At 69.3% G+C, this 21,518-nt stretch carries 21 protein-coding genes; 5 read left to right on the forward strand and 16 right to left on the reverse strand.

Annotated elements, in window-relative coordinates:
* Positions 1 to 21: 21 nt before the first annotated feature.
* The 10 genes from IPJ61_RS16870 to IPJ61_RS16915 all read right to left on the reverse strand — a co-directional run bounded on the left by IPJ61_RS16870 (position 22) and on the right by IPJ61_RS16915 (position 11,001).
* Positions 22 to 1,860, reverse strand: coding sequence for a polysaccharide pyruvyl transferase family protein (locus tag IPJ61_RS16870; protein ID WP_297110291.1), 1,839 nt, complete (start codon positions 1,858 to 1,860; stop codon positions 22 to 24).
* A 389-nt stretch (positions 1,861 to 2,249) separates the two neighbouring features.
* Positions 2,250 to 3,029: a phosphate ABC transporter ATP-binding protein PstB gene (gene pstB, locus IPJ61_RS16875; RefSeq protein WP_297110293.1), complete on the reverse strand. Its 780-nt coding sequence runs from the start codon at positions 3,027 to 3,029 to the stop codon at positions 2,250 to 2,252.
* A 15-nt stretch (positions 3,030 to 3,044) separates the two neighbouring features.
* Positions 3,045 to 4,118, reverse strand: coding sequence for a phosphate ABC transporter permease PstA (pstA, locus tag IPJ61_RS16880; RefSeq protein WP_297110296.1), 1,074 nt, complete (start codon positions 4,116 to 4,118; stop codon positions 3,045 to 3,047).
* Positions 4,118 to 5,059 carry a phosphate ABC transporter permease subunit PstC gene (gene pstC, locus IPJ61_RS16885; protein ID WP_297110299.1) on the reverse strand — a complete coding sequence of 314 codons (942 nt, stop codon included), beginning with the start codon at positions 5,057 to 5,059 and terminating at the stop codon, positions 4,118 to 4,120. The genes pstA and pstC overlap by 1 nt, the downstream gene beginning before the upstream one ends.
* Before the next feature lie 16 nt (positions 5,060 to 5,075).
* Positions 5,076 to 6,176 (reverse strand): phosphate ABC transporter substrate-binding protein PstS, encoded by a 1,101-nt coding sequence (gene pstS / locus IPJ61_RS16890; protein ID WP_297110302.1) that lies wholly within the window; start codon positions 6,174 to 6,176, stop codon positions 5,076 to 5,078.
* A 10-nt stretch (positions 6,177 to 6,186) separates the two neighbouring features.
* Complete coding sequence (locus IPJ61_RS16895) at positions 6,187 to 6,411, reverse strand: hypothetical protein (RefSeq protein WP_297110304.1); 225 nt, start codon at positions 6,409 to 6,411, stop codon at positions 6,187 to 6,189.
* Between the two features lie 133 nt (positions 6,412 to 6,544).
* The gene (locus IPJ61_RS16900) at positions 6,545 to 7,417 is read right to left on the reverse strand and encodes an NUDIX hydrolase (protein ID WP_297110307.1); all 873 of its coding nucleotides are present in this window, start codon (positions 7,415 to 7,417) and stop codon (positions 6,545 to 6,547) included.
* Positions 7,414 to 9,495 (reverse strand): RNA degradosome polyphosphate kinase, encoded by a 2,082-nt coding sequence (locus IPJ61_RS16905; protein ID WP_297110310.1) that lies wholly within the window; start codon positions 9,493 to 9,495, stop codon positions 7,414 to 7,416. The genes IPJ61_RS16900 and IPJ61_RS16905 overlap by 4 nt, the downstream gene beginning before the upstream one ends.
* A complete protein-coding gene (gene mshD, locus IPJ61_RS16910) occupies positions 9,492 to 10,358 on the reverse strand; it encodes a mycothiol synthase (RefSeq protein ID WP_297110313.1) in 867 nt (288 codons plus the stop codon). Before mshD ends, IPJ61_RS16905 begins: the two co-directional genes overlap by 4 nt.
* Positions 10,348 to 11,001: a winged helix-turn-helix domain-containing protein gene (locus IPJ61_RS16915; protein ID WP_297110315.1), complete on the reverse strand. Its 654-nt coding sequence runs from the start codon at positions 10,999 to 11,001 to the stop codon at positions 10,348 to 10,350. The genes mshD and IPJ61_RS16915 overlap by 11 nt, the downstream gene beginning before the upstream one ends.
* Positions 11,002 to 11,125: 124 nt before the next feature.
* On the opposite strand from IPJ61_RS16915, the gene IPJ61_RS16920 reads away from it, so the two are divergent.
* Positions 11,126 to 11,890: an NADase-type glycan-binding domain-containing protein gene (locus IPJ61_RS16920; RefSeq protein WP_297110318.1), complete on the forward strand. Its 765-nt coding sequence runs from the start codon at positions 11,126 to 11,128 to the stop codon at positions 11,888 to 11,890.
* A 26-nt stretch (positions 11,891 to 11,916) separates the two neighbouring features.
* Here IPJ61_RS16920 and dtd read toward each other — a convergent pair whose 3' ends face one another.
* A complete protein-coding gene (gene dtd, locus IPJ61_RS16925; protein ID WP_297110321.1) occupies positions 11,917 to 12,354 on the reverse strand; it encodes a D-aminoacyl-tRNA deacylase in 438 nt (145 codons plus the stop codon).
* Positions 12,355 to 12,389: 35 nt separating this feature from the next.
* Here dtd and IPJ61_RS16930 point away from each other — a divergent pair, with 35 nt between their 5' ends.
* Genes IPJ61_RS16930 through ygfZ form a run of 3 tightly spaced genes read left to right on the forward strand, consistent with a single transcriptional unit; the run spans position 12,390 to position 13,943 of the window.
* A complete protein-coding gene (locus IPJ61_RS16930) occupies positions 12,390 to 12,521 on the forward strand; it encodes a hypothetical protein (protein ID WP_297110324.1) in 132 nt (43 codons plus the stop codon).
* Positions 12,511 to 13,014 (forward strand): heme-binding beta-barrel domain-containing protein, encoded by a 504-nt coding sequence (locus IPJ61_RS16935; RefSeq protein ID WP_297110327.1) that lies wholly within the window; start codon positions 12,511 to 12,513, stop codon positions 13,012 to 13,014. The genes IPJ61_RS16930 and IPJ61_RS16935 overlap by 11 nt, the downstream gene beginning before the upstream one ends.
* On the forward strand, positions 13,014 to 13,943 hold the full coding sequence (ygfZ, locus tag IPJ61_RS16940) for a CAF17-like 4Fe-4S cluster assembly/insertion protein YgfZ (RefSeq protein ID WP_297110332.1): 930 nt from the start codon (positions 13,014 to 13,016) through the stop codon (positions 13,941 to 13,943). The genes IPJ61_RS16935 and ygfZ overlap by 1 nt, the downstream gene beginning before the upstream one ends.
* Here ygfZ and IPJ61_RS16945 read toward each other — a convergent pair.
* Genes IPJ61_RS16945 through IPJ61_RS16960 form a run of 4 tightly spaced genes read right to left on the reverse strand, consistent with a single transcriptional unit; the run spans position 13,940 to position 19,703 of the window.
* Positions 13,940 to 14,818, reverse strand: a complete 879-nt coding sequence (locus IPJ61_RS16945; RefSeq protein WP_297110335.1) for a sugar ABC transporter permease — start codon at positions 14,816 to 14,818, stop codon at positions 13,940 to 13,942. The genes ygfZ and IPJ61_RS16945 overlap by 4 nt on opposite strands.
* On the reverse strand, positions 14,818 to 16,392 hold the full coding sequence (locus IPJ61_RS16950; protein WP_297110338.1) for an ABC transporter permease subunit: 1,575 nt from the start codon (positions 16,390 to 16,392) through the stop codon (positions 14,818 to 14,820). The genes IPJ61_RS16945 and IPJ61_RS16950 overlap by 1 nt, the downstream gene beginning before the upstream one ends.
* Entirely contained in the window at positions 16,389 to 17,654 is a 1,266-nt protein-coding gene (locus IPJ61_RS16955) for a sugar ABC transporter substrate-binding protein (RefSeq protein WP_297110341.1), read from the reverse strand. The genes IPJ61_RS16950 and IPJ61_RS16955 overlap by 4 nt, the downstream gene beginning before the upstream one ends.
* 36 nt (positions 17,655 to 17,690) lie before the next feature.
* A complete protein-coding gene (locus IPJ61_RS16960) occupies positions 17,691 to 19,703 on the reverse strand; it encodes a beta-galactosidase (protein WP_297110346.1) in 2,013 nt (670 codons plus the stop codon).
* A 145-nt stretch (positions 19,704 to 19,848) separates the two neighbouring features.
* Between IPJ61_RS16960 and IPJ61_RS16965 the strand changes: the two genes are divergently transcribed.
* Positions 19,849 to 20,865: a LacI family DNA-binding transcriptional regulator gene (locus tag IPJ61_RS16965; protein WP_297110349.1), complete on the forward strand. Its 1,017-nt coding sequence runs from the start codon at positions 19,849 to 19,851 to the stop codon at positions 20,863 to 20,865.
* Here the strand turns inward: IPJ61_RS16965 and tpx are convergent.
* Positions 20,862 to 21,359, reverse strand: coding sequence for a thiol peroxidase (gene tpx / locus IPJ61_RS16970; protein WP_297110352.1), 498 nt, complete (start codon positions 21,357 to 21,359; stop codon positions 20,862 to 20,864). The two genes, IPJ61_RS16965 and tpx, sit on opposite strands and share 4 nt — an antisense overlap.
* Positions 21,360 to 21,518 lie beyond the last annotated feature (159 nt).

The following is a 21,518-nucleotide window of genomic DNA, read 5'->3' on the forward strand; positions in this document are numbered from 1 at the left end:
CGCCTCTCGCACGCATCCGACTCAAGAGACGAGCCGTCCGGTCGTGACCGTCTCCGTGTAGCAGGAGAGCGCGTCGCGGACGGCGCTCTCGACGTCGTCCAGTACCTCGGAGCGCACCCTGATGTCGCTCACCAGCGACTCGAGCGACAGTTTCCTCAAGTCGAACCCGACCTTCTGCGGAATCAACTCCCTGGCGATCCCGACGCCGCGCGCGTAGTCGGTGTATTTCATCCCGGAACCGTGTACGGAGGTCTCTAGGCCGGCGAACGTCACGAGCCCCGCAGGGATGCCGTAGCTGTGGCATGCGATGAGGATGTGCATGGCGCTCGTGATCACGTAGTCGTACTCGTTCAGCCGCCGGAGGAGGCCGGCGATGTCGTCGGGAGCGCTCACGAGGACGCTCAACTCGTCGACGTTGTCCGGGAGCGTCAGCGAGACGCCCACATGCGTGAAGTGGCGCACCACCGCCACGCGGCCGTTCGTCACGCCGCGTTGGACGGGGAGGAGCCGGGACACGAGGATGCCCGGGTCGCCGAAGCGTTCGACGACAGGTCCTCCGACGGCCGCGATGGCCTGCGCGGTCAGAGGACCGCGCACCGACACATACCGGGCCGGCACGCCGGTGGCGGTGTCCATGCTGGAGATGCCGGTGCCGACGACGATGGAGTCGGCCTTGATGAACCGACCGACCGATCCGACGGCGACCAGGTGCGGAGCGCTCGACCTCGCGGTCAACGACTGGTATTGCACGGCCGTCTCGCCGGTACGCGCCACGACCAGCGGGCTCAGCCAGTCGCCGAAGTTGCCCGGGAACGGCCGGACCCACCACGCGAGACGGGCGGCGTCGGTCGTATCCGCCAGGCCTTCCGCGGTGCGGTAGTGGGCGAAGCTCCTCGCGGCACTGTGAGCGTCGCGCTCCGACGCCGTCGGCGTCGAACTGCTCGCCAGCCGCTCGTAGATGCTCGCGACCTGATCGGTCTCGCCGCGCTGACCTGCCATGACCATGGCTTGTGTTAGCCGCGACCGGGCCGCGCTGGAGGTGGGCTGCGTCGGATGGGCGTCGGCTCCGCCGGTGAGCAGATGCGTCACCCCGGACCGGTCAGCGACGCGCCGGAGCATGCCCGAGGTCTTCGCGGGCATCCAGGCGTGTACCTTCTTCGCCCCCTGCAGCGCGCGCCGCCGCGCAATGTCGGCAAGCGAGCGCATGGTCGGCCGTCCGGTGCCCGTCACCGACGCGTGCTGGGCCACCTTCCCCTTGAACTCTGAGACGTTTCCGCTGGAACCGAAGACGAAGAAGGGCGAGACGGTGCCGTCGGGCGCCCCACGCCCGACGATGGCGGGGGAGGGGAGCATCTGGAACGTCAGGTTGTCGGCCTTTGCGCGCCACGCCTCCTCGAAGAAGTAGTCGTCGGTGGCCTTGATGTCGGTGGATGCCTCCCTTCGAGCCGCTTCTGCGATGAACGCCCGGCCGCCCGGCGTCGCGTTGATGCCCAGGAACGTCGGCTCCCAGAACCTCGTTCGACGCCCGTATCCGATCGTCAACGGGCTGCCGAAGCCTCGCTGGAAGCCGAGCAGGTCGGCCGTCGAGTGGCGCACGTAGTCGGGGATGTCGAGGAGCCGGCAGTCGACGTCGATCCAGAACACCCTGTCGTTCGGGTGGGACTCGCACACGCGCACGACGAAGGGGATCTTCTTGCGGCAGATGTCTGCCCAGTCCGTGCCTTCCGGCTTCTCGATCTCCTCGAGCACGGAGTGCACGCCGAGGCGGTCGAGGTCGGACCGCAGGGCGTCGGCGCTCGACCGGTAGTAGTCGTCGCCGGTGTAGAAGGAGCAGATGACGATGCCGTCAAGGGTGTTCATGGGCGCGTTCCTCTGCGCTCGCGTCGATCAGGGGGCCGGACCTCTAGGGAAGTACTGAGCAGTCGGTGCTTCCCTAGGGAAGTACTGATCAATGGGGTGCCGGGGGGGGGGGGCCGGGGGGGAGGAGAGCTGGGCTCCAGATCTGAGGGTGCTATTGGACACAACGCCGAAGATATTGAGAGTTCAGATCGCCCGATCTGGTGCGCCGCGGCCGGTGCCCGATTGGTCGGTGCTTCCCTAGTGCCCGGAGCAGGGCGTGAAAGCCCGAGGGAGGGGAGAGGGGGCTCTCTATACGCGAGCCGGCGCCGGTGGCCTGGCTCGCGTATAGAGAGCTGTGTAGGAGGCGCGGCCCGGGAGGGGGGGCGACCGGAGCGCGCCGGCTTGGGGGATCAGCCGAAACGGCCGGTGATGTAGTCCTCCGTGGCCTTCTGGTCGGGGTTGTGGAAGATCTTCTCGGTGGGACCCATCTCGATCAGCTCGCCGGGCTTGCCGTGTTCCTTCAGGTTGAAGAACGCCGTCTGGTCCGACACGCGCGCGGCCTGTTGCATGTTGTGCGTCACGATGACGACGGTGTAGGTCTCCTTGAGTTCCTTGATCAGGTCCTCGATCGCGAGGGTCGAGATCGGGTCGAGCGCGGAGCAGGGCTCGTCCATCAGCAGGACGTCGGGGGAGACGGCGATGGCGCGGGCGATGCACAGGCGCTGCTGCTGGCCGCCCGAAAGGCCGGAGCCGGGGCGATCCAGGCGGTCCTTGACCTCGTTCCACAGGTTGGCGCCGCGCAGGGACTTCTCGACGAGGGCGTCGGCGTCGGAACGGCTGATGCGGGAGTTGTTCAACCGCACGCCCGCCAGGATGTTCTCGCGGATGCTCATCGTGGGGAAAGGGTTGGGGCGCTGGAACACCATGCCGACCTGGCGTCGGACCCTCACCGGGTCAACGGCCTTGTCGTACAGGTCGACGCCATCGAGCAGCACCTCGCCGGTGCAGTACGCGCCCGGGATGACCTCGTGCATCCGGTTCAGCGACCGCAGCACGGTGGACTTCCCGCAGCCCGACGACCCGATGAAGGCCGTCACCGCGCGCGGCTCGATCACCATGTTGACGGAGTTTACGGCGTGGAACTTGCCGTAGTAGATGTTGAGATCCTTGATCTCGATGCGCTTGGACATGGATGTGCTTTCTCTCTACCGGCCGGCCTTGGGTGCGAACTTGGCGGCGATGATGCGGCCGATCAGGTTCAGTCCCATGACGATCAGGATCAGGGTGAGTGCGCCGGCCCAGGCGCGGTCGATGTACGGGGTGGGGTCGGCGCCGGGTGTCGTGTATTCGTAGTAGACGAACACCGGCAGCGTGGCCATGGGGTTCGCGAACGGGTTGACGTTCATCGACGCCGTGATGCCTGCGGTGACGAGCAGCGGGGCAGTCTCGCCGATGATGCGGGCGATGCCCAGCACGACGCCGGTCACGATGCCGGCTAGCGACGTCGGCAGCACGACCCGCCAGATGGTGCGGTACTTCGGCACACCGAGCGCGTAGGAGGCCTCGCGTAGCTCGTTGGGCACGAGCCGCAGCATCTCCTCGGTGGAGCGCACGATGGTGGGGATCATGAGCACCGACAGCGCGCACGCGCCGGCGAGGCCGTTGTTGGTGCCGGGGCCTATCAGGATCGAGAAGATCGTGTATGCGAAGAGACCCGCGACGATCGAGGGGATGCCCGTCATGACGTCGACGAAGAACCGGATGGAGTGCGCCAGCCTGCCCTTCTGCCCGTACTCGACGAGGTAGATGGCCGTCATGATGCCGATGGGAACCGAGATCAGTGTCGCGAGGCCCGTGATGATGAGGGTGCCCCAGATGGCGTGGACGGCGCCGCCGCCTTCACCGACGACGTTGCGCATGGACGAGTTGAAGAACAGGCCGTCGAGGCGTGCGATGCCTTTGCTGAGCGTCCCCCAGATCACCGAGATGAGCGGGAAGAGGGCAAGCAGGAACGCGCCGGTGATGATGTAGCGAAACAGCCGATCCTTGGCCTTGCGGATGCCCTCGACGGCGGCCGAGAGAGCGAAGCCTGCGGCGAGGAAGACCAGCGAGCCGAGCGCGAGGCCGGAGAGCCAGGAGGCGGCCCCGAACAGCGCGAGCAGGCCGAAGCTGGCGGCGTAGGCCGCGACCAGGAGCAGCGGGATGGTCGTCGTCGGGAGTTGGGCCGACGTCAGGATGTTGCGGCGCTTCGTGACGGTGTCGGCGACGGCGGTGGACATCAGTTGGCTCCCGAGAACTCGGCCCGTCGGGCGACGATGGCACGGGCTGCCATGTTCACGCCGAGGGTGATGACGAAGAGGATCAGGCCGGAGGCGATCAGCTGGTTCACGCCCAGGCCGTAGGCCTCGGGGAACTGCAGCGCGATGTTCGCGGCGATCGAGTTCGGGTTCGACGACGTCAGCAGCTGCAGATGGAACCCGGCGCCGGGGGAGAGAACCATCGCAACGGCCATGGTCTCGCCGAGCGCCCGGCCGAGGCCGAGCATGCACGCCGATACGATGCCCGGCATGGCGAAGGGAAGGACGGCCTGACGGATCATCTCCCAGCGGGTGGCGCCGAGGGCGAGGGAGGCCTCCTCGTGCAGGCGAGGCGTCTGCAGGAACACCTCGCGGCTGATGGCGGTGATGATCGGAAGCACCATCACGGCCAGCACAAGTGCCGCCGTCAGGATGGTGCGGCCGGTGCCCGAGGCCTTGCCGCCGAAGAAGTAGCTGAGCACGAAGACGTCACCGAAGGTGCGGTTCAGCCAGGCGTAGGCCGGCAGCAGCATCGGCGCGAGCACGTTGATGCCCCACAGGCCGAAGACGACCGACGGCACGGCCGCCAGCAGGTCGATGATGTAGCCCAACCCCTGCGCGAGCCGGCGCGGGGCGTAGTGCGAGATGAACAGCGCGACGCCGATCGCGACAGGGACGGCGAACAGCATCGCGAGGAAGGCGGCCCAGACCGTGCCGAGGGCGAGCGGGATCACCCATGACCAGAACGGGCCGTAGGGGAGTTCCTCAGCGGAGGCGAAAAGGGCGGGCAGCGAGAGGCCGATCAGGAAGAGGGCCACCGCCGCGAGGATGACGAGGATGCCGGAGCCGGAGACGGTGGCGACGCGCCTGAACAGCGCGTCGCCGAACCGCCTCCGGTCCTTCTTGAGGGAGTCGACGCTCACGTAGCTGGTCGCCCTGCTACTTGATGGTCGCGAGAGCGGCGAGGACCTTGTCGCGGAGGCCGGCGCTCAGCGGCGCGGAGCCCGCGGACGCCGCGGCGGCGGCCTGGCCTTCCTCGGAGGCGACGTACTCGAGGTACGACTTCACCAGCGCTCCCTTGGCGGGGTCCTTGTACTCGGCGCAGGCGATGCCATAGGAGACGAGCACCAGCGGGTAGCCGGTGGCGGTGCGGTCGAGCGCGATCGCGATGTCGTTCTCGGCGCGACCCTCCTCGATCGGGGACGCCTCGAGCGCCTTGATGGCGGCTTCCTCGGTCGGCAGCTCGAAGGCGCCGTCCGGGCCGACCTTCGCGATGCTGGCCTTTCCGGCCTGGGATGCGTCGGCGTACCCGATGGTGCCTGCGCCGCCAGTCACGGCGGCGACGACGCCGGAGGTGCCCTTCGCGGCCTCGCCACCCTGCAGCGGCCACTCCTCGACGGAACCGCCGGTCCACACATCCGCGGCCGCGACGGCCAGGTAGTCGGTGAAGTTGCCGGTGGTGCCCGACTTGTCGGAGCGGTGGACGGCGGTGATGGCCAGGTCGGGGAAGGTGGCGCCGTCGTTGATGGCGGCGATGGCCGGGTCGTTCCAGTTGGAGATGTCGCCGTGGAAGATCTTGGCAAGGACCTCAGGGGTCAGGTTGAGTTCGGTCACGCCGTCGAGGTTGAAGACGACGGCGATGGGAGAGACGTAGATCGGCACGTCGATGGCGGCCGAGGCGTCGGCGCAGCCCTTGAAGGCGCCGGCGACGTTCTCTTCGGTCTTCAGCGCGCGGTCGGAGCCCGCGAAGTCGGCGCCGCCGCCCATGAAGGCCTCGCGCCCGGCGCCGGAGCCGTCGGGGGAGTAGTTGATGGTCACGGCGGTGTTGGCGGTCTGGAAGGCGGCGATCCAGGTTTCCTGTGCCACCTTCGCCGACGACGCGCCCTTGCCGGCGAGTGTGCCACTCAGGCCTGAGCTGGTCCCGGGCGTGTCCGAGCCGGTGGTGCCGGGCGTGCCTGCACCGGGGATCTCGTTCGCGGCGCAGGCGGAGAGCGAAAGCGCGGCTGCGAGCCCGAGCGCGGCGGTAAGTCTAGTGTTCATGGAAGGAAAGCTAGGCCGCGAAGGTAACGCAACCGGCGGCCCTGGGTGAACGCTGGGTGAACGCTTCCGGCAGCGGCCAGAGCACGCTGGAAAGGCGGACGTAGCGGATCCGGGTGACCTCGCCCTCGGTTGATGCGGTCTCCGTGAACCAGGGGTGATGGTCGAACCGGGCGTGAACCTCGGAAGGCTGACCGCCGCGCGTGTTGCCCTGGTAGGTGAAGGAGACCCGGTACATGCCACCCTGATCGAGCGCGACCCGGCGCGCGTCGGGTCCCTTTACCTGTGATGGCCGTCTCCTTCGACCGGGTGCGTGACACGACGAACACAGCCTACGGCGTCGTCGTGATCCGCGATGTTGCAGCCCCCGATCAGGCGGTCGGCTTGTGGATCTCCCTCGCGACGATCTGGCCGTCATCGTCGCGGTGCAGGACGATTGCCTCTCCGACGACCATCGCCCGCGGCTCGAGGCCGAGGCCCGTGAACATCTGTGGCAGCACCGGGCGGTGGCCGCAGATCGCCGTTGGCTGGTCCATGGTGGCCAGGAGGCGCGCCATGAACTTGCGCACGTCCTTCGGACGCACCGTGCCTTCCTCCTCGGTCAGAACATCGGCGGTCGCGACATCGAGGCCCGCGAACTTCGCGTACGGGGCGAGCGTCTGCGCGCACCGGGTCGACGACGACGACGCCAGCGCCGCGACGCCGTAGGCGTCGAGGACCGCGATCAGCTCCTTCGCCTGGCGGCGGCCGCGGCTGGTGAGGCGTCGCTCCTGGTCACGACCGGTCCAGTTCCTGCGCAGCATCGCTTTGCCGTGACGCACCAGGACGAGCGGAATGGTGTGCGGGGTGAGCAGTGCGGCGGCGAGGACACGGCGCTCCGTGTTGTAGGTGAGCTTCCGCATCGCCTTGGCGACCTTCATCCACTTCGTCCGATCGACCTCGTCGTTGGGGATGAACTCCCGCTGCTCGACGACGACCGCCCGCCAGTACTCGACCGTCTTCGGGCCGCGTGACACGTTGTAGCGGATCGTCGGCAGCCGCAAGCCCAAGCGCACGACGTAGCCCGTCTCCTCCAGCACCTCCCGCACCGCCGTCGCGGGCGACAACTCGTCGACTTTGCCCTTGCCCTTCGGCAGGGACCAGTCGTCGTAGCGCTGTCGGTGGATGAGGAGGACCTCCTGGTCGTCGCCCTCCCCGCGCAACACGACGGCGCCTGCGGCGCGTACCTTCGCCCGCTTCGTCATCGGGTGGCGCGCCTGGCCTTGGCCTGCTGAATGAGGGACTCTTGCAGGTCGGTCAAGGGAGTGCCGTCCTCGTCGGTGGTGTGGGCGGCCCACTCGGAGTCCGTGAGCTCCCAGTGGACGACCTCGGGCGAGAACGCCTGCTCGAACAGGTTCTCCACCTGCTGGATGTGTTCGGGATGCGTGAGCGAGACGATGGCCTCGACGCGCCGGTCGAGGTTGCGGTGCATGAGGTCCGACGACCCGATCCCGACGAGCGGGCGGCCTCCACCCGCGAACCAGAACACCCGCGAGTGCTCGAGGAACCGGCCGAGGATTGATCGGACGCGCAGGTTCTCACTCAGCCCTGGCACGCCGGGCCGGATGGTGCAGATCCCCCGCACGAGCATGTCGACGGGAACGCCGGCCTGCGACGCCCGGTACAGCGCATCGATCAGCGCCTCGTCGACGACAGAGTTCACCTTGATCTTCACGCCCGACGGCAGCCCCGCCTCGTGGTTGGCGATCTCATTCTCGATCCGATCGAGCAGACCCTGCCGGATGCCGTGCGGGGCGACGAGCAGGCGACGGTAGTTCGTCTCCTGTGTCATGCCCGACAGATGGTTGAAGAGGCGGGCGACGTCGTCGGTGATGATCGGATTCGACGTCAGGAGTCCCATGTCCTCGTACAGGCGCGCCGTCTTCGGGTTGTAGTTGCCCGTACCGATGTGCGCGTAGCGGCGGAGCCCGCCGTCCGCCTCCGCCCGGACGATGAGGGACAGCTTGCAGTGCGTCTTCAGCCCGAGCATGCCGTAGACGACATGGACGCCGTACTGCTCCAGCTTTCGCGCCCAGCCGATGTTGTTCTGCTCGTCGAAGCGGGCCTTGATCTCGACGATCGCCAACACCTGCTTGCCGGCCTGCGCCGCCTCGATCAGTGCGTCGACGATGGGCGAGTCGCCCGACGTCCGGTACAGCGTCTGCTTGATGGCGAGCACGGCGGGGTCGGCGGCGGCCTGCTCGATGAACCGCTGCACCGAGGTGGCGAACGAGTCGTACGGATGCTGCACGAGGACGTCACGCAGCTTCAACGCCTTGAACAGATCGGCAGGCCGGGCCGACTCGACCTGGGCGAGGTCGGGGTGCGTGATCGGCAGGAAGTTCGGGTACTTGAGGTCCTCGCGGCGCGAGCCGCCCAGCGCGAAGAGGCTGGTGAGGTCCAGCGGCGCGGCGATGCGGAAGACCTCGTCGTCGGTGACGTCGAGCTCGGCCATCAGCATCGCGAGGATCCCCTCGTCGATGTCCTCCTCGACCTCAAGGCGCACCGGCGGCCGGCCCACCTTGCTGCGCAGGAGCTCCTTCTCGAGCGCAAAGAGGAGATTCTCGGCATCGTCCTCCTCGACCTCGATGTCCTCGTTGCGCGTCACCCGGAACGTCGTGTGGGCCAGCACCTGCATGCCCGTGAACAGCTGCCCCAGGTGGCGGGAGATGATCTCCTCCAGCGGGATGAAACGGCCCTCGCCCAACCGGACCAGCCGGTCGAGGATGCCGGGCACCTTGACCCGGGCGAACTGCCGCGCACCCGTGGCGGGGTTGCGGAGCTGCACCGCGAGGCTGATCGACAGCCCGGAGATGTAAGGGAACGGGTGCGAGGGGTCGACGGCGAGCGGCGTCAGCACGGGGAAGATCCGCTCGGCGAACAGCGCCCGCATCGAGTCCTTCTCCGCCGCCGTCAGCTCGTCCCACTTCAGGATCTCGATGCCCTCCGCGGCCAGGGCAGGGCGCACGTCCTCCTGGAAGATCCGCGACTGCTCCGTAACGAGCCCGCGGACCCGGTCGAGGAGCTCGGTGTGCAACTCGCCGGGCATCTTGCCCGCGACGGTGGGAACGGCCACGCCGGCGGCGATGCGGCGCTTCAGGCCCGCCACGCGCACCATGAAGAACTCGTCGAGGTTCGAGGAGAAGATGGCGAGGAACTTTGCGCGCTCGATCAGGGGGACGCGCTGGGCGTCGCGGGCCTGGTCGAGCACGCGATCGTTGAACGCGAGCCAGCTCAACTCGCGGTCGAGATAGCGGTCGGCCGGCAGCGGCGTCTCGGTCACGGAACCTCTCCTGGGGCCTGGTAGCTGGTGTCGGTCTGCGCGATCTCGAAGCCCGCGTTCCGGTACAGCCTAACCACCCTCCGCTCGGAGGCCTCCACATACAGCTGAACTCGGGTGTCGCCGACGGTGGCGAGATGGTCCAATCCGCGGTTCAGGAGCACCCTTCCCAGGCCCTTTCCCTCGTGTCCGGGGGCGACGGCCAACACGTACACCTCCCCGAGTCCGCCGCCGTGGCGCTTGGTCCAATGGAAGCCCGCGACCTCGCCGTCGGTCGTGCGGGCGACGAAAAGCCCTTCCGGGTCGAACCAGTCCTGCGCCGTGAGCTGGTCGAACTCCTCGACGGTCAACCGGCCCTGCTCCGGGTGATGCGCGAACGCGGCGGCGTTCACCGCGACGACCTGCTCCCGGTCTCCCGTCATGAACGGGCCGATCTCGTAGCCGGCCGCCGTCGCGTCGTCGCCGACGACGGGAAGGTCGCGCTCCATCCGCAGCAACTCGCGGGTGGCGACCATACGCATGCGGCGGGCTAGCTCCGGAGCGCCCGGCAGCGTGCCGAACGCCCAGAGCGAGAAGGTGGGGTAGGCGCGCAGCGCCTCCGTGAGCAACTCGGTGGCGACGCCCTGGCGGCGGTGCTGCGGATGCACACCCACCTGCAGCGTCGACTCGCGCTCGTCGCAGACCACGAAGCCGTGTGGGTCCGATCGGCGACCCATGAAGAAGAAGTCCGCGTCGCGCAGGCCATCGATGCCCAGCGACGCGGACTCATTGATGGGGGAGATGCCGTCATGTGCGGTGATCTCGGCGACGAGCCCGCGCAGGGCATCCTGCATCGTTGGGGTCAGCGTGGTCAGGTTAACCAGCACGGGTTCCCTCCCGGGTGCTTGCGAAGCGGTAGCCGACGTTGCGGACGGTACCGATGTAGTGGTCGTACTGACCCAGCTTCGCACGCAGGCGCCGGACGTGCACATCGACGGTGCGGGTGCCGCCGTAGTAGTCGTAACCCCACACCTGGCTGACGAGCGTCTCGCGGGAGAGGACGCGGCCGGGATGCTGCATGAGGTAACGCAGCAGTTCGAACTCGGTGTAGGTCAGGTCGAGGGGCTCGCCGTCGAGCGTCGCGGTGTAGGCGGCGCCGTCGACCCGCAGCGGGCCGGCGGTGAAGACGTCAGGGTCCGCGCTGGCGCGGGTCAGGATGCGCAGCCGCGCGTCGAGTTCGGCGGGCTCGGAGCCGGCGGCGACGAAGTCGGTGAAGCCCCAGTCCGGGGCGAGGACCGCCAGCGCGGTCAGGGGGGCGAGGAGTAAGACCGGAGTGCCGACCGTCTTGGCGAGCGTCTGGCAGGTGGCGCGGGCGCTGGCGAGGTCGGTGCGGGCGTCGACGATGATGACGTCGACCGCCTCGGCCGCGAGCAGCGCGTCCGAGGCGGAGGCGGCGCCTCGGAGCTGATGGCTGAGGAGACGGAGCTCATCGGGGGGCTCACCCCCGGAGACGAACAACACTGCGCTCATGGCCCGCATCCCTCCTTGACTCACGTGGGACTGCGTAATCGTATCGCCGTCGTGTTACGTCGTGTTACGGCGCGAGTCGGGTTCCCGCCCTCGCGGCGCTGCACCTCCTTGTTAGCATGGCCGAATGGTTCAGCGCGTGCCGGATGAATACTTCCGGAAGCGGACGGCCGAGTCGGCGGAGGTCCGGGAGGATGACTCCTCCGGCCGCGCCGACGAGCGGCCCCGTCGGCCGCGCCCGCCGCGCGCCCCAGGCCCCCGCCGTCGGCGCCCCGCCGAGCAACAGGCGAGTGGGATCGCACCCAGCCTGCTGATCGTGCCGATCGTGCTCGCCGTCATCGTCGGGTTCCTCATCGGACGGCTCCTTCCGAACCCGCTGGGCGATCCCAAGACGCCCGTTCCTTCGGTGGTGTCGCCCGGCCCGGTCGTGGATGTCGCCGTGTCCTTTGACAGTCCCGTCGCTGCCGTCGCCGCGCAGTACGCCACCGGCGAGTGCCGCGACGGTGCAGGCGGCGCCCCCGCAACGCTCCTCGACGACGACCCCAACACCGTGTGGCGGTGCCCCGGCGACGGTGTCGGCGAGGTGATCGACTTCACCTTCGACCAGCCCGTCCACCTCGTGGGCATCCGGCTGGTCAACGGCAACACCGCCGTCCCCGACCGTTTCCTCGCAGAGCGCAGGATCACCGCCATCCGCTGGATGTTCGCGGACGGCTCCTTCTTCGACCAGGGCTTCGCGCCCAGCGAGAGCTCACCGCAGGAGGTGCGCTTCCCGGAGACCACGACGGCACTCGCCCGCATGGAGATCCTCTCCTCCCTGCCCGGCGAGGACGAGGACACCGAGGCGGACTCGGTGTCGATCAGCTCCCTGGAGTTCCTGGCGCGCGCGTGAGTATTTCTGGCACGGGCTCATGGGAACTACTCCCAGTCCGCGGTGTCGATCGTGATCGTGACAGGGCCGTCGTTGACCGATGACACCTTCATGTCGGCGCCGAAACGGCCTCGAAGGACGGTCGCGCCCAGTCCCTCGAGGGCGACGCAGAACTCCTCGACCAGTGGCTCCGACACCGGGCCGGGCGCCGCTTGGCTCCACGAGGGGCGACGGCCCTTGCGCGTCGAGGCGAACAGCGTGAACTGGCTGACGACGAGCACCGGGGCGTCGACGTCGCTCGCGCTCAGCTCGCCGTCCAGGATGCGGAGCCCCCAAATCTTCCGGGCGAGGGCCGCGCCGTCGGCGGCCGTGTCGTCGTGGCCGACGCCGACCAGAGCGAGCAGCCCGGGGCGGGGGAGCTCCGCGATCACCTCGCCGTCGACGGTGACGGAGGCGGACGACACCCGGGTCAGTACTACGCGCATGGCCCCATTCTGGCCTGCTTCCTATACTCGGGGCCATGAACGCCGTCTTGGTGTGGGTGCTGATCGCCGCCGCGGGGATCACGAGCGCGATCGCGCTCGTGGCGCTGGCCGCCGTCCTCTGGGGCCTGCGCCACCAGCTCCGGGAGAAGGAGAACCGTGAACATTGACATCGAGGTGCCCGAGGGCCTGAACCCGAAGCTGACCGCGCTCGGCTGGCTCGTCGGCCGCTGGGAGGGCACGGGCAACGGCACCGATCACGAGGGCGCCGACTTCGCTTTCGAGCAGCGCATCGAGTTCAGCCACAACGGCGGCGACTACCTGTTCTACGCGTCGCAGACCTTCCTGCTCGGCGAGGAGGGCGCGGATCCCGCCCCGCTCGGCATGGAGGCGGGCTTCTGGCGGCCGAAGGCCGACGCGTCGCTCGAGGTGACGCTGACCAACGCCGACGGGTGGACGGAGCTGCTCGTCGGGAAGATCCAGGTCACGCGGATCGACCTGCTGAGCGACGCCGTCGTGCGGACGGAGTCGGCGGAGGTCACGCACTCCGCGGGCCAGCGGCTCTACGGCAAGGTGGAGGGCGACCTGATGTATGCGCTCGACCGCGCCACCACCGAGCACGAACTGCGTCCCCACATGTGGGCGCGACTGAAGCGCGTCTGATGCCGGTCCGGGTCGAGGCCGGCGCCGATGCGGGGCTGGCCTGGCACTTCGGCAACCCGGTCGCCGAGGCGCGCCGTCTCGAGGCCGGCGACGGCGTCGTCGACCTCCGCAACCGCGAGGTCGTCGAGGTCGGCGGCGCCGACAGGCTGAGCTGGCTGCACTCGCTCACCACCCAGCACATGGAGGCGCTGGCGCCTGGCGAGGCGACCACCGCGCTGATCCTCTCTCCGACGGGGCACATCGAGCACGTGCTGCACGGGGTCGACGACGGCACCTCGTTCCTGGCGTGGACCGAGCCCGGCCGCGCCGACGAGCTGGTGGCCTTCCTCGACCGGATGCGGTTCGCGATGAGGGTCGAGGTGGCCCGCCGCGACGACCTGCGCCTGGTGTGGGCGGGCCACCGCGTCCCGCTGGACGGGGCCTGGCGCGTCCGCGACTCCGACCTCGGCGGCGTCGAGGCCTTCCTGCCGGTCGACGCCGAGCTGGAGGACAACGCGGGCACCTGGGCGTTCGAGGCCCTGCGGATCGCCGCCGGGGTGCCGCGCATCTTCGTCGACACCGACTTCAAGACGATCCCGAACGAGATCGGATTGGTCGGCACGCACCTCAGCAAGGGCTGCTACCGCGGGCAGGAGACCGTCGCGCGGGTCCACACGCTCGGCCGCCCGCCGCGCCGGCTGGTGCAGCTGCACCTCGACGGCTCCCGCTCGGAGCTGCCGGAGCCCGGCGCCGCGCTGGAGCACGGCGGCCGCGCCGTCGGCTTCGTCGGCTCTGCGGCACGCCACCACGAGCTCGGCCCGATCGCGCTGGGCCTGGTCAAGCGGGGCGTCCCGGTGGACGCCGAGCTCGTCGTCTCCGGCATCGCGGCGGCGCAGGAGGTGCTCGTCGACCCCGACGTCGGCCTCCACGTGAGGCCGCGGCTGGGCTAACCCTTCACGGAGCCGGAGGTCAGGCCGCCGATGATGTAGCGCTGGAGCGTCAGGAACAGCACGAGGACGGGGATCGACGCGACGAGGGCGCCCGCGGCGAAGAGGCCCCAGTTGCTGGAGAGCTGGTTCGACACCCACTGGAACATGCCGACGGCGAGCGTCCAATTCTCCTCGGAGACCAGCACGATCTTCGCGACGATGTAGTCGCCGAACGACGCGATGAACGCCAGCAGGCCGACGACGGCGAGGATGGGCGTCACCAGGGGCATGATGAGCTTCCAGTAGATCTGGGCGTGGCTCGCGCCGTCGATCTTGGCGGACTCGTCGATCTCGATGGGCACCGTGTTGAAGAAGCCGTACATCAGGAACGTGTTGGTGCCGAGCGCGCCGCCGAGGTAGATGCAGATCAACGCGAGCTTCGAGTTGAGGCCGAGCTGCGGGAACACCGCGCCGAGGGCCAACAGCATCAGGAAGATGGCGACGAAGGCGAGGGCCTGCGGGAACATCTGGATGATGAGCAGCGCGGTGAGGCCGACGCGGCGGCCCGCGAAGCGGAACCGCGAGAAGGCGTACGCGGCCGCGGCGCCCATGAGTACCGTGCCGATCGCGGCGGTGCCGCCGACGATCAGGGTGTTGCCGAACCACGTCCAGTAGCGGGTGTCCGACAGCGCGGCGAAGTTGTGGACGTCGATCACGGAGAACAGCGCGTTGCTCGCCGCGAGGCTGCCGTGCGGGTTGAACGCGGCCGAGACGATGTAGATCAGCGGGAACGTCGCGTAGAACAGCACGACGGCGGCGACGAGGTACTTCCAGCCGACCTCGCTCAGCCAACGACGGCGGCGGGCGGCGGTGCGGTTCGTAGGCGTTGCGGACATCACAGGTACTCCTCAAGCCGCTTCGTCTGCCGGAACGCGATCGCCGAGATCAGGCCGACGACGATGAACACGATGATGGAAAGTGCGCTGGCGAGGCCGTAGTCGGCCGAGCCGCCGGAGACGCCGGAGATGTCCCAGATCGCGGAGATCAGGATGTCGGTGGAGCCCAGCGCGTACGGGGCGCCCGGTATGGCGGGGCCGCCGTTGTTGAACATGTAGATGACGGTGAAGTTGTTGAAGCTGAACGCGAAGGACGAGATCAGCAGCGGCGCCGTCGACACGAGGATCAGCGGAAGGATGATCGACGTCATCTGGCGGAGCCTGCCCGCGCCGTCGAGGCTGGCCGCCTCGAGGGTGTCGGACGGCAGGGCCTGAAGCGCGCCCGTGCAGACGAGGAAGTAGTAGGGGTACGTCAGCCAGACGTTGACGAAGAGGACGGCGAACCGGGCGAGCCAGGGGTCGCCCAGCCAGTCGATGTTCGCCCCGCCGAAGAACATCTCGTTGATGACGCCGAACTCCGCGTTGAACATGCCGCGGAACAGCAGCGCGGACATGAACGCGGGGAAGGCGTAGGGGAGGATGAAGAGCGTGCGCAGCACCTTCCGGCCGCGGACCCTCTCGTCGTTGAAGACGATGGCGATGACGAGGCCGAGCGCGAAGGGGATCACGACCGACAGCGCGGCCCAGGCGAGCGTCCACAGCGACACCATCGCGAGGGGCTTCGCCATGTCGGGGTCGGTGAACAGTCGGGTGAAGTTCTCGAAGCCGACGCCGACCGCCCAGCCGGTGGCGAGCGACTCCCCGTCGTCGGAGGTGAAGAGGCCCCGGTCCGTGGCGTGGTAGACGACGCCGGTCGCGGTGTTGGTGATGGTCTGGGCCGCCTCGTCCCACACCATTGTCGACTGGTAGACGGCGCCGCTCGCCCCGTCGCGGGTGCGGATGGATCCCGCGTTCGGGTCGTCGGAGACCGGGACCCGCAGGTCGATGACCGCCTTCTGCAGCTCCTGATCGCTCAGGAGGTCGCGGCGCGAGACGACGTCCCAGCCGGGCACCTCCTTCGGCGCGGCGGCGGCCGTCGCGGCGCCCAGCGACTCCAGCGGCTGCTCCGCCGTGCCGACCTTGAGCTGGCCGTCGTCGACGACGGCGAAGCCCAGCTCGTCGCCCTGACGGACGACCGAGAGCGGGAGGCTGGGCGCGCCCTCGGCGCGCCGCTCGCCCTGGCCGAGGGACGCCTGCACGGCCTGCGCCTGAGTGCCGACGTGGCCTGCGCCGTAGTTCGTGAAGGCGATGTAGGCGGTGTAGCCGAAGATGAACACCTGGAAGACCAGCAGGAACGCCAGCCCCGGCAGGAGATACTTCAGGGGCAGCGCCCGCTTGGTGAAGTAGACGACGTCGGCGGCCGCGAGCAGCACGACAGCGGCGCCGAGGATGACCCAGCTGCCCGCCTGGTACGCGGCGATGATGCCCATGAGGCCGAATGCGTTGATCACGGCCATGATGGCGAGCTTCGCGAGGAACCCCCAGCCGAGCCATGCGCGTCCATGCGGCCCGCGGCCGCCTCCGTCGGTGGTCACTTGATCGCGTCCTCGAGGTCGCTGATCATCTTCGACCAGGTGTCAGCCGGATTCGCGCCCTTGATGATCTGCACCTGGGCGGCGTTCCACATCTCCCACGCCGAGCCCATCTCAGGGATGTTCGGCATCGGGACGCCGTTGTTCGACGACTCGATGAAGCCGGCGATGACCGCGTCGGAGGACACCTCGTCGGCCAGCGTGGTCCACGCGGGGATGCGCGGGTCGGCCTCGTAGAGCGCCTTCTGCGCGGTGTCGGTGGCGAGGTAGTTCACCATGAGCTCCTGCGCGACGAGCGCGTTCTTGCTCTGGGCGCTCAGGTAGAAGCCCTGCACGCCGACGAACGGGGAGGCGGTCTCGCCGCCGGCCGACGGGATGGGGTTGACCTTGACGTTGACGCCCTTGGCGGTCAGCGCCTCGATGGCCCAGGGGCCCTGGATCGTGTAGGGCGCCTTGCCGTCGGCGAAGAGCTCGTTGTTGGTGTCGTAGTCGACGGTGGTCGAGATGTACTTGGTGCCCTTCTCGCCGTTGGCGCCGAGCCACTCGGCGAACTTGGTGCCGGGCTCGCCGCCCATGCCGACCTCGGTGGTGAAGCCCGCCTCGGTCTGGACGAACACCGGGGCGCCGAACGAGGTCTGGAAGCCGTACATCGTGTAGGCGTCGCCGGTCTGGCCCGCGGTGTTGATGACGAACGGGCGCTCGGCGCCCGACTCCTTGCCCTTGGCGATCATGTCGTCGAAGGTGGCGGGGGCTTCCTCGCCGACGAGGTCGGTGTTCTGGATGAGCGCGATGGTCTCCAGCGAGTACGGCAGCGCGTACAGCTGGGAGTCGTAGGTGAACGCCGACAGCGAGACGGGGGCGAACGAGGAGGCCTTGTCGGTCAGGTCGATCGTCGAGACGACGCCGCCCTGGACGAAGGCGCCGAGCCAGTCGTGGGCGCCGATGGTGATGTCCGGACCCTCGCCGGTGGGAACCTGGGCGAGGAAGTCGGTGCGGATGTCGTCGAAGTTCTTCTGGACGAGCGTGACCTTCGCGCCGGTCTCCGACTCGAACGTCTTGGCCGCAGCCTCGATGGCGGGCTTGCGGTTGGCGTCGGTCCAGATGGTCAGCTCGACGCCGGTGGCGTCGATGGGGGCCTCGGACGCGGTCGTCTCGGTGGGCGCGGCGGTGCCGGGGTCGGGCGTCGTGGCGGGCGTGCTGCCGCCGCACGCGGCGAGCAGGAGCGAGGCCGCGAGTGCGGCGGCCCCGATGCTGAACTTGCTCATGGGTGGGTTCCTTTCGGTGAGGTGTGCGGGCGCCGGTCAGCGTCCGCGGAGAGAGGAGTCGGGGGAGTGGCGGACGACGGCGACGGCGCCGGCCCGCAGGGCGACGGCGTCGGAGTCGACACCGTCGGAGAGGAGGTCCGCGCCGGAGAGGGGGAGGACCACGTCGTCGGTCGAGTGGTTGACGGCGACGGTGTAGGAGGCGCCCGCGCCGTGGCGGGTCACCACCTCGACGCCCGCGGGCAGGCCGAGCGGGGCGAGCCCCGCGTCGGCGTAGACCTCGGTCATGATGGCGGCCAGGCCGTCGGCCGTCGGGCGGGTGCTGACGTACCAGCCCACCCCGTCGCCGTGGACGTTGCGCGTGACGGCGGGGCCGCCGTCGGTCCTTCCCGCGACGAAGCGGGCGCGCGGCTCCGCGGTGGTGAGCACCAGGTCCTCCTGCCAGACGTCCGCGGTGAACTCGCGGTCGCCGAGGCGGAAGGTGTCGTGCCGGCCCTCGCGCAGGGGAAGGAACTCCTCGACCCACACGCCCAGCGCGGGCTCGAGCGGCCGGCCGAAGCCGCCCTCGTGCACCGCGTCGTGCTCGTCGACGACGGCTGAGAAGTAGGAGACGAGCAGCGTGCCGCCTCCCGCGACGAAGCGGTTCAGGTTGTCGGCCTGCGCGCGGGTCAACAGGTACTGCGCGGGCGCGATCACGAGGCGGTAGCCGGAGAGGTCCTGCGACGGATGGGCGAAGTCGGCGGTGAGGCCGTCGCGCCAGAGACGCTCGTAGTAGGCGCGGATCCGCTCGCGCGGGTCGACGGCCTCGGACGGGTGCCAGCCGAGGCCCTGCGCCCACATCGACTCGAAGTCCCACAGGATGGCGACGTCGGCGCGCACCTCGGAGCCCTTGACCTCGGCCAGCCTGCCGAGCTTCGCGCCCAGGTCGACGACCTCGCGCCAGACCCGCGATGAGGTGCCCGCGTGCGGGAGCATCGCCGAGTGGAACTTCTCCGCGCCGGAGCGCGAGGCGCGCCACTGGAAGAAGAGGACGGCGTCGGCGCCGCGGCCGAGGTGCGCGAGCGAGTTGCGGGCCATCTCGCCGGGCCGCTTCGCGATGTTGCGGGGCTGCCAGTTCACGGCGGAGGTGGAGTGCTCCATGAGGATCCAGGGCCTGCCGCCGCCGACCGAGCGGGTCAGGTCGGCCGCGATCGCGAGGCCGATCTCCGCCTCCTCGTCGGCCGCCCAGAGGTAGTGGTCGTCGGCCACGATGTCGACCTCGCGCGCCCACGCCCACAGGTCGCAGCCGTCGTGCTGGTTGGCCATGAAGTTCGTCGTGATGGGCTGGGCGGCGTGGCGTCGGATCTCGTCGCGCTCGGCGATGAAGCAGTCGCGCAGCATCTGGTCGCTGAAGCGGGCGAAGTCCAGCCGCTGGGCCGGGTTCACCGCCGACGGCGCGGCGGCGGGGGTGCCGACGTGGGCGAACGTCGTGTAGTGCTGGCCCCAGAAGGCGGTGCCCCACGCGCTGTTCAGGCCGTCGACGGTGCCGTACCGGTCCTCGAGCCAGACCCGCCAGGCGGCCAGCGCGGGCGCCGAGTGGTCCTCCCCGACGGGGACGCCGTACTCGTTGTGGACGTGCCACATCACGACGGCGGGGTGGTCGGCGTAGCGGCGGGCCAGCTCGCCCGCGATGCGGACGGCGGCCGCGCGGTACTCGGGCGACGACGGGGCGGCCGCGCCGCGGGAGCCGAAGCCGAGCGCCACGCCGTCGCCGGTCACGACGCGGGCGTGCGGGTAGGCGTCGAAGAACCACGCGGGGGGAGAGGCGGTGGGGGTGCCGAGGTCGGCCCGGATGCCGTTGCTCCACAGCAGGTCGAGCAACTCGTCGAGCCACGAGAAGTCGAACTCGCCCTCGGCGACCTCGAGCAGGCCCCAGGAGAAGATGCCGACGCTGACCAGGCCGACGCCGGCCTCGCGCATCAGCGCGACGTCCTCGCGCCAGGTCTCGCGTGGCCACTGCTCCGGGTTGTAGTCGCCGCCGTAGGCGATCCCAGGCCAGGGGGTCTTTGTCATGTACGACACGTCCTCGGGTCTTTCGAGTGGTCACGGGCTGTGATCGGTTACAGGATGCCTCAAACCTAGATTGGAGACGAAGAAAAGTCACGTTCTGTTATGAAACTGTGACCGTGTACAGGAATCGCAGGGTAGAGTCCGCTACGTGGCAGAGGTGATCCCCGCTCAGCGAAAGCTGACCATCCGCGACGTCGCGGCCGTCGCGGGGGTCTCGCACGCCACCGTCTCCCGCGTCCTCAACGGCAAGGAATGGGTCTCGCCCGAGGCGCGCGCCGCCGTCCAGGCGGCCATCGCGAAGACGGGGTACACCGCCAACCACGCCGCGCGGAGCCTCGCCACCGGGCGGGCCGACTCCGTCGCCTTCCTGCTCACCGAGCCGCAGCAGCTGCTGTTCGCCGACCCGACCTTCGCGCTGCTCCTGCGGGGCGCGACCGAGGCGCTGGCCCAGCGCGGGATGACCACGGCGCTCGTCGTCGCGGACACGCCCGCCGAGCGGACGAACGTCGAGCGCTTCGTGCGCGCCGGCCACGTCGACGGCGTGCTGCTGATCTCGTCGCATGAGTCGGATCCGCTGCTCGCCAACCTCATCGAAGCGGGAGTGCCTACCGTCTGCACGGGCGCCCCGCTCGGGTACCGGGCCATGGTGCCCACGGTCTCGGTGGCGGAACAGGAGTCGGCGCGCGTCATGACGCGCTACTTGATGGACCGCGGGTACGAGAAGATCGCGCTCATCACGGGCCCGAACGACACCCCGGGCGGCCGCTACCGGGTGGAGGGCTTTCGCGAGGAGATGGGCTTGCGCTTCCACCCCACCCTCGTCGAGCAGGGCGTCTACTCGGTCGACGGGGGCGCGGCCGCGATGCAGCGGCTCCTGGAGCGCGCGCCGGACATCGACGCCGTGTTCGCCGCATCCGACGTCATGGCTGTCGGCGCCATCGCCGCGCTCCGCCGCAGCGGCCGCTCGGTACCCGGTGATGTCGCCGTCGCCGGGTTCGACGACTCCGGCCTCGCGGAGAGCCACGACCCGCCGATGACGACCATGCGCCAGCCCTGGGCTCAGATCTCCAGCGTCATGGTCGACATCCTGCTCGACGTCGTTGCGGGCATCCCGCGTGACTCCGTGGTGCTGCCCACGACTCTCGTCGTGCGTGAGACGGCCTAGCTCAGCGCGGCCAGGGCGGCGTCGTAGTCGGGCTCCTGGCCGATCTCCGGGACCTGCTCGGTGTAGACGACCGCGCCGTCGGCGTCGACGACCACCACAGCGCGGCTGAGCAGGTGTGCCAGCGGGCCGTCGGCCATGGTGACGCCGTAGGTCTCGCCGAAGTTGGTGCGGAAGTCCGACGCAACGGTCACGTTCTCGATGCCCTCCGCGCCGCAGAAGCGGCCGAGCGCCATGGGAAGGTCGCGCGAGACGCAGAGCACGGCGACGCCATCGAGGCCGGCGGCGAGCTCGTTGAAGCGGCGCACGGACATGGCGCAGACGCCGGTGTCGACCGACGGGAAGATGTTGAGGACGAGCTTCTTGCCTGCGAAGGCTTCGCTGGTCAGGGGCTTCAGGTCGCCGCCGGTGACCTCGAAGGCGGGCGCCGCGCTGCCGACCTCGGGCAGCTGGCCGACGGTGTTGACAGGGGTGCCTCGGAAGGTGATTTCAGTCATGCCGTGACCCTACAGGCCCGCGCCGACAGTGCGGGAGGGGTCCGTCGGGGGCGCCGTCGGACGGGGTTTCGCTGGCGGCGGAAAAGGCTTCAGCCCCCCCGGGTCTGAGTGTTTCGCGCGTTGTTGGGGTGCCGTTAACCAAACCATGCTGAAATGTGG

Source organism: Tessaracoccus sp., from assembly GCF_016714275.1.
GTDB lineage: Bacteria > Actinomycetota > Actinomycetes > Propionibacteriales > Propionibacteriaceae > Arachnia.

Bases quoted from the DNA above. Each gene is read 5' to 3' on its own strand.
- IPJ61_RS16870 (WP_297110291.1), bottom strand. From the start codon at position 1,860: ATGAACACCCTTGACGGCATCGTCATCTGCTCCTTCTACACCGGCGAC.
- pstB (WP_297110293.1), bottom strand. From the start codon at position 3,029: ATGTCCAAGCGCATCGAGATCAAGGATCTCAACATCTACTACGGCAAG.
- pstA (WP_297110296.1), bottom strand. From the start codon at position 4,118: ATGTCCACCGCCGTCGCCGACACCGTCACGAAGCGCCGCAACATCCTG.
- pstS (WP_297110302.1), bottom strand. From the start codon at position 6,176: ATGAACACTAGACTTACCGCCGCGCTCGGGCTCGCAGCCGCGCTTTCG.
- IPJ61_RS16895 (WP_297110304.1), bottom strand. From the start codon at position 6,411: ATGTACCGGGTCTCCTTCACCTACCAGGGCAACACGCGCGGCGGTCAG.
- IPJ61_RS16900 (WP_297110307.1), bottom strand. From the start codon at position 7,417: ATGACGAAGCGGGCGAAGGTACGCGCCGCAGGCGCCGTCGTGTTGCGC.
- IPJ61_RS16915 (WP_297110315.1), bottom strand. From the start codon at position 11,001: ATGAGCGCAGTGTTGTTCGTCTCCGGGGGTGAGCCCCCCGATGAGCTC.
- IPJ61_RS16920 (WP_297110318.1), top strand. From the start codon at position 11,126: ATGGTTCAGCGCGTGCCGGATGAATACTTCCGGAAGCGGACGGCCGAG.
- dtd (WP_297110321.1), bottom strand. From the start codon at position 12,354: ATGCGCGTAGTACTGACCCGGGTGTCGTCCGCCTCCGTCACCGTCGAC.
- IPJ61_RS16930 (WP_297110324.1), top strand. From the start codon at position 12,390: ATGAACGCCGTCTTGGTGTGGGTGCTGATCGCCGCCGCGGGGATCACG.
- ygfZ (WP_297110332.1), top strand. From the start codon at position 13,014: ATGCCGGTCCGGGTCGAGGCCGGCGCCGATGCGGGGCTGGCCTGGCAC.
- IPJ61_RS16945 (WP_297110335.1), bottom strand. From the start codon at position 14,818: ATGTCCGCAACGCCTACGAACCGCACCGCCGCCCGCCGCCGTCGTTGG.
- IPJ61_RS16955 (WP_297110341.1), bottom strand. From the start codon at position 17,654: ATGAGCAAGTTCAGCATCGGGGCCGCCGCACTCGCGGCCTCGCTCCTG.
- IPJ61_RS16960 (WP_297110346.1), bottom strand. From the start codon at position 19,703: ATGACAAAGACCCCCTGGCCTGGGATCGCCTACGGCGGCGACTACAAC.
- tpx (WP_297110352.1), bottom strand. From the start codon at position 21,359: ATGACTGAAATCACCTTCCGAGGCACCCCTGTCAACACCGTCGGCCAG.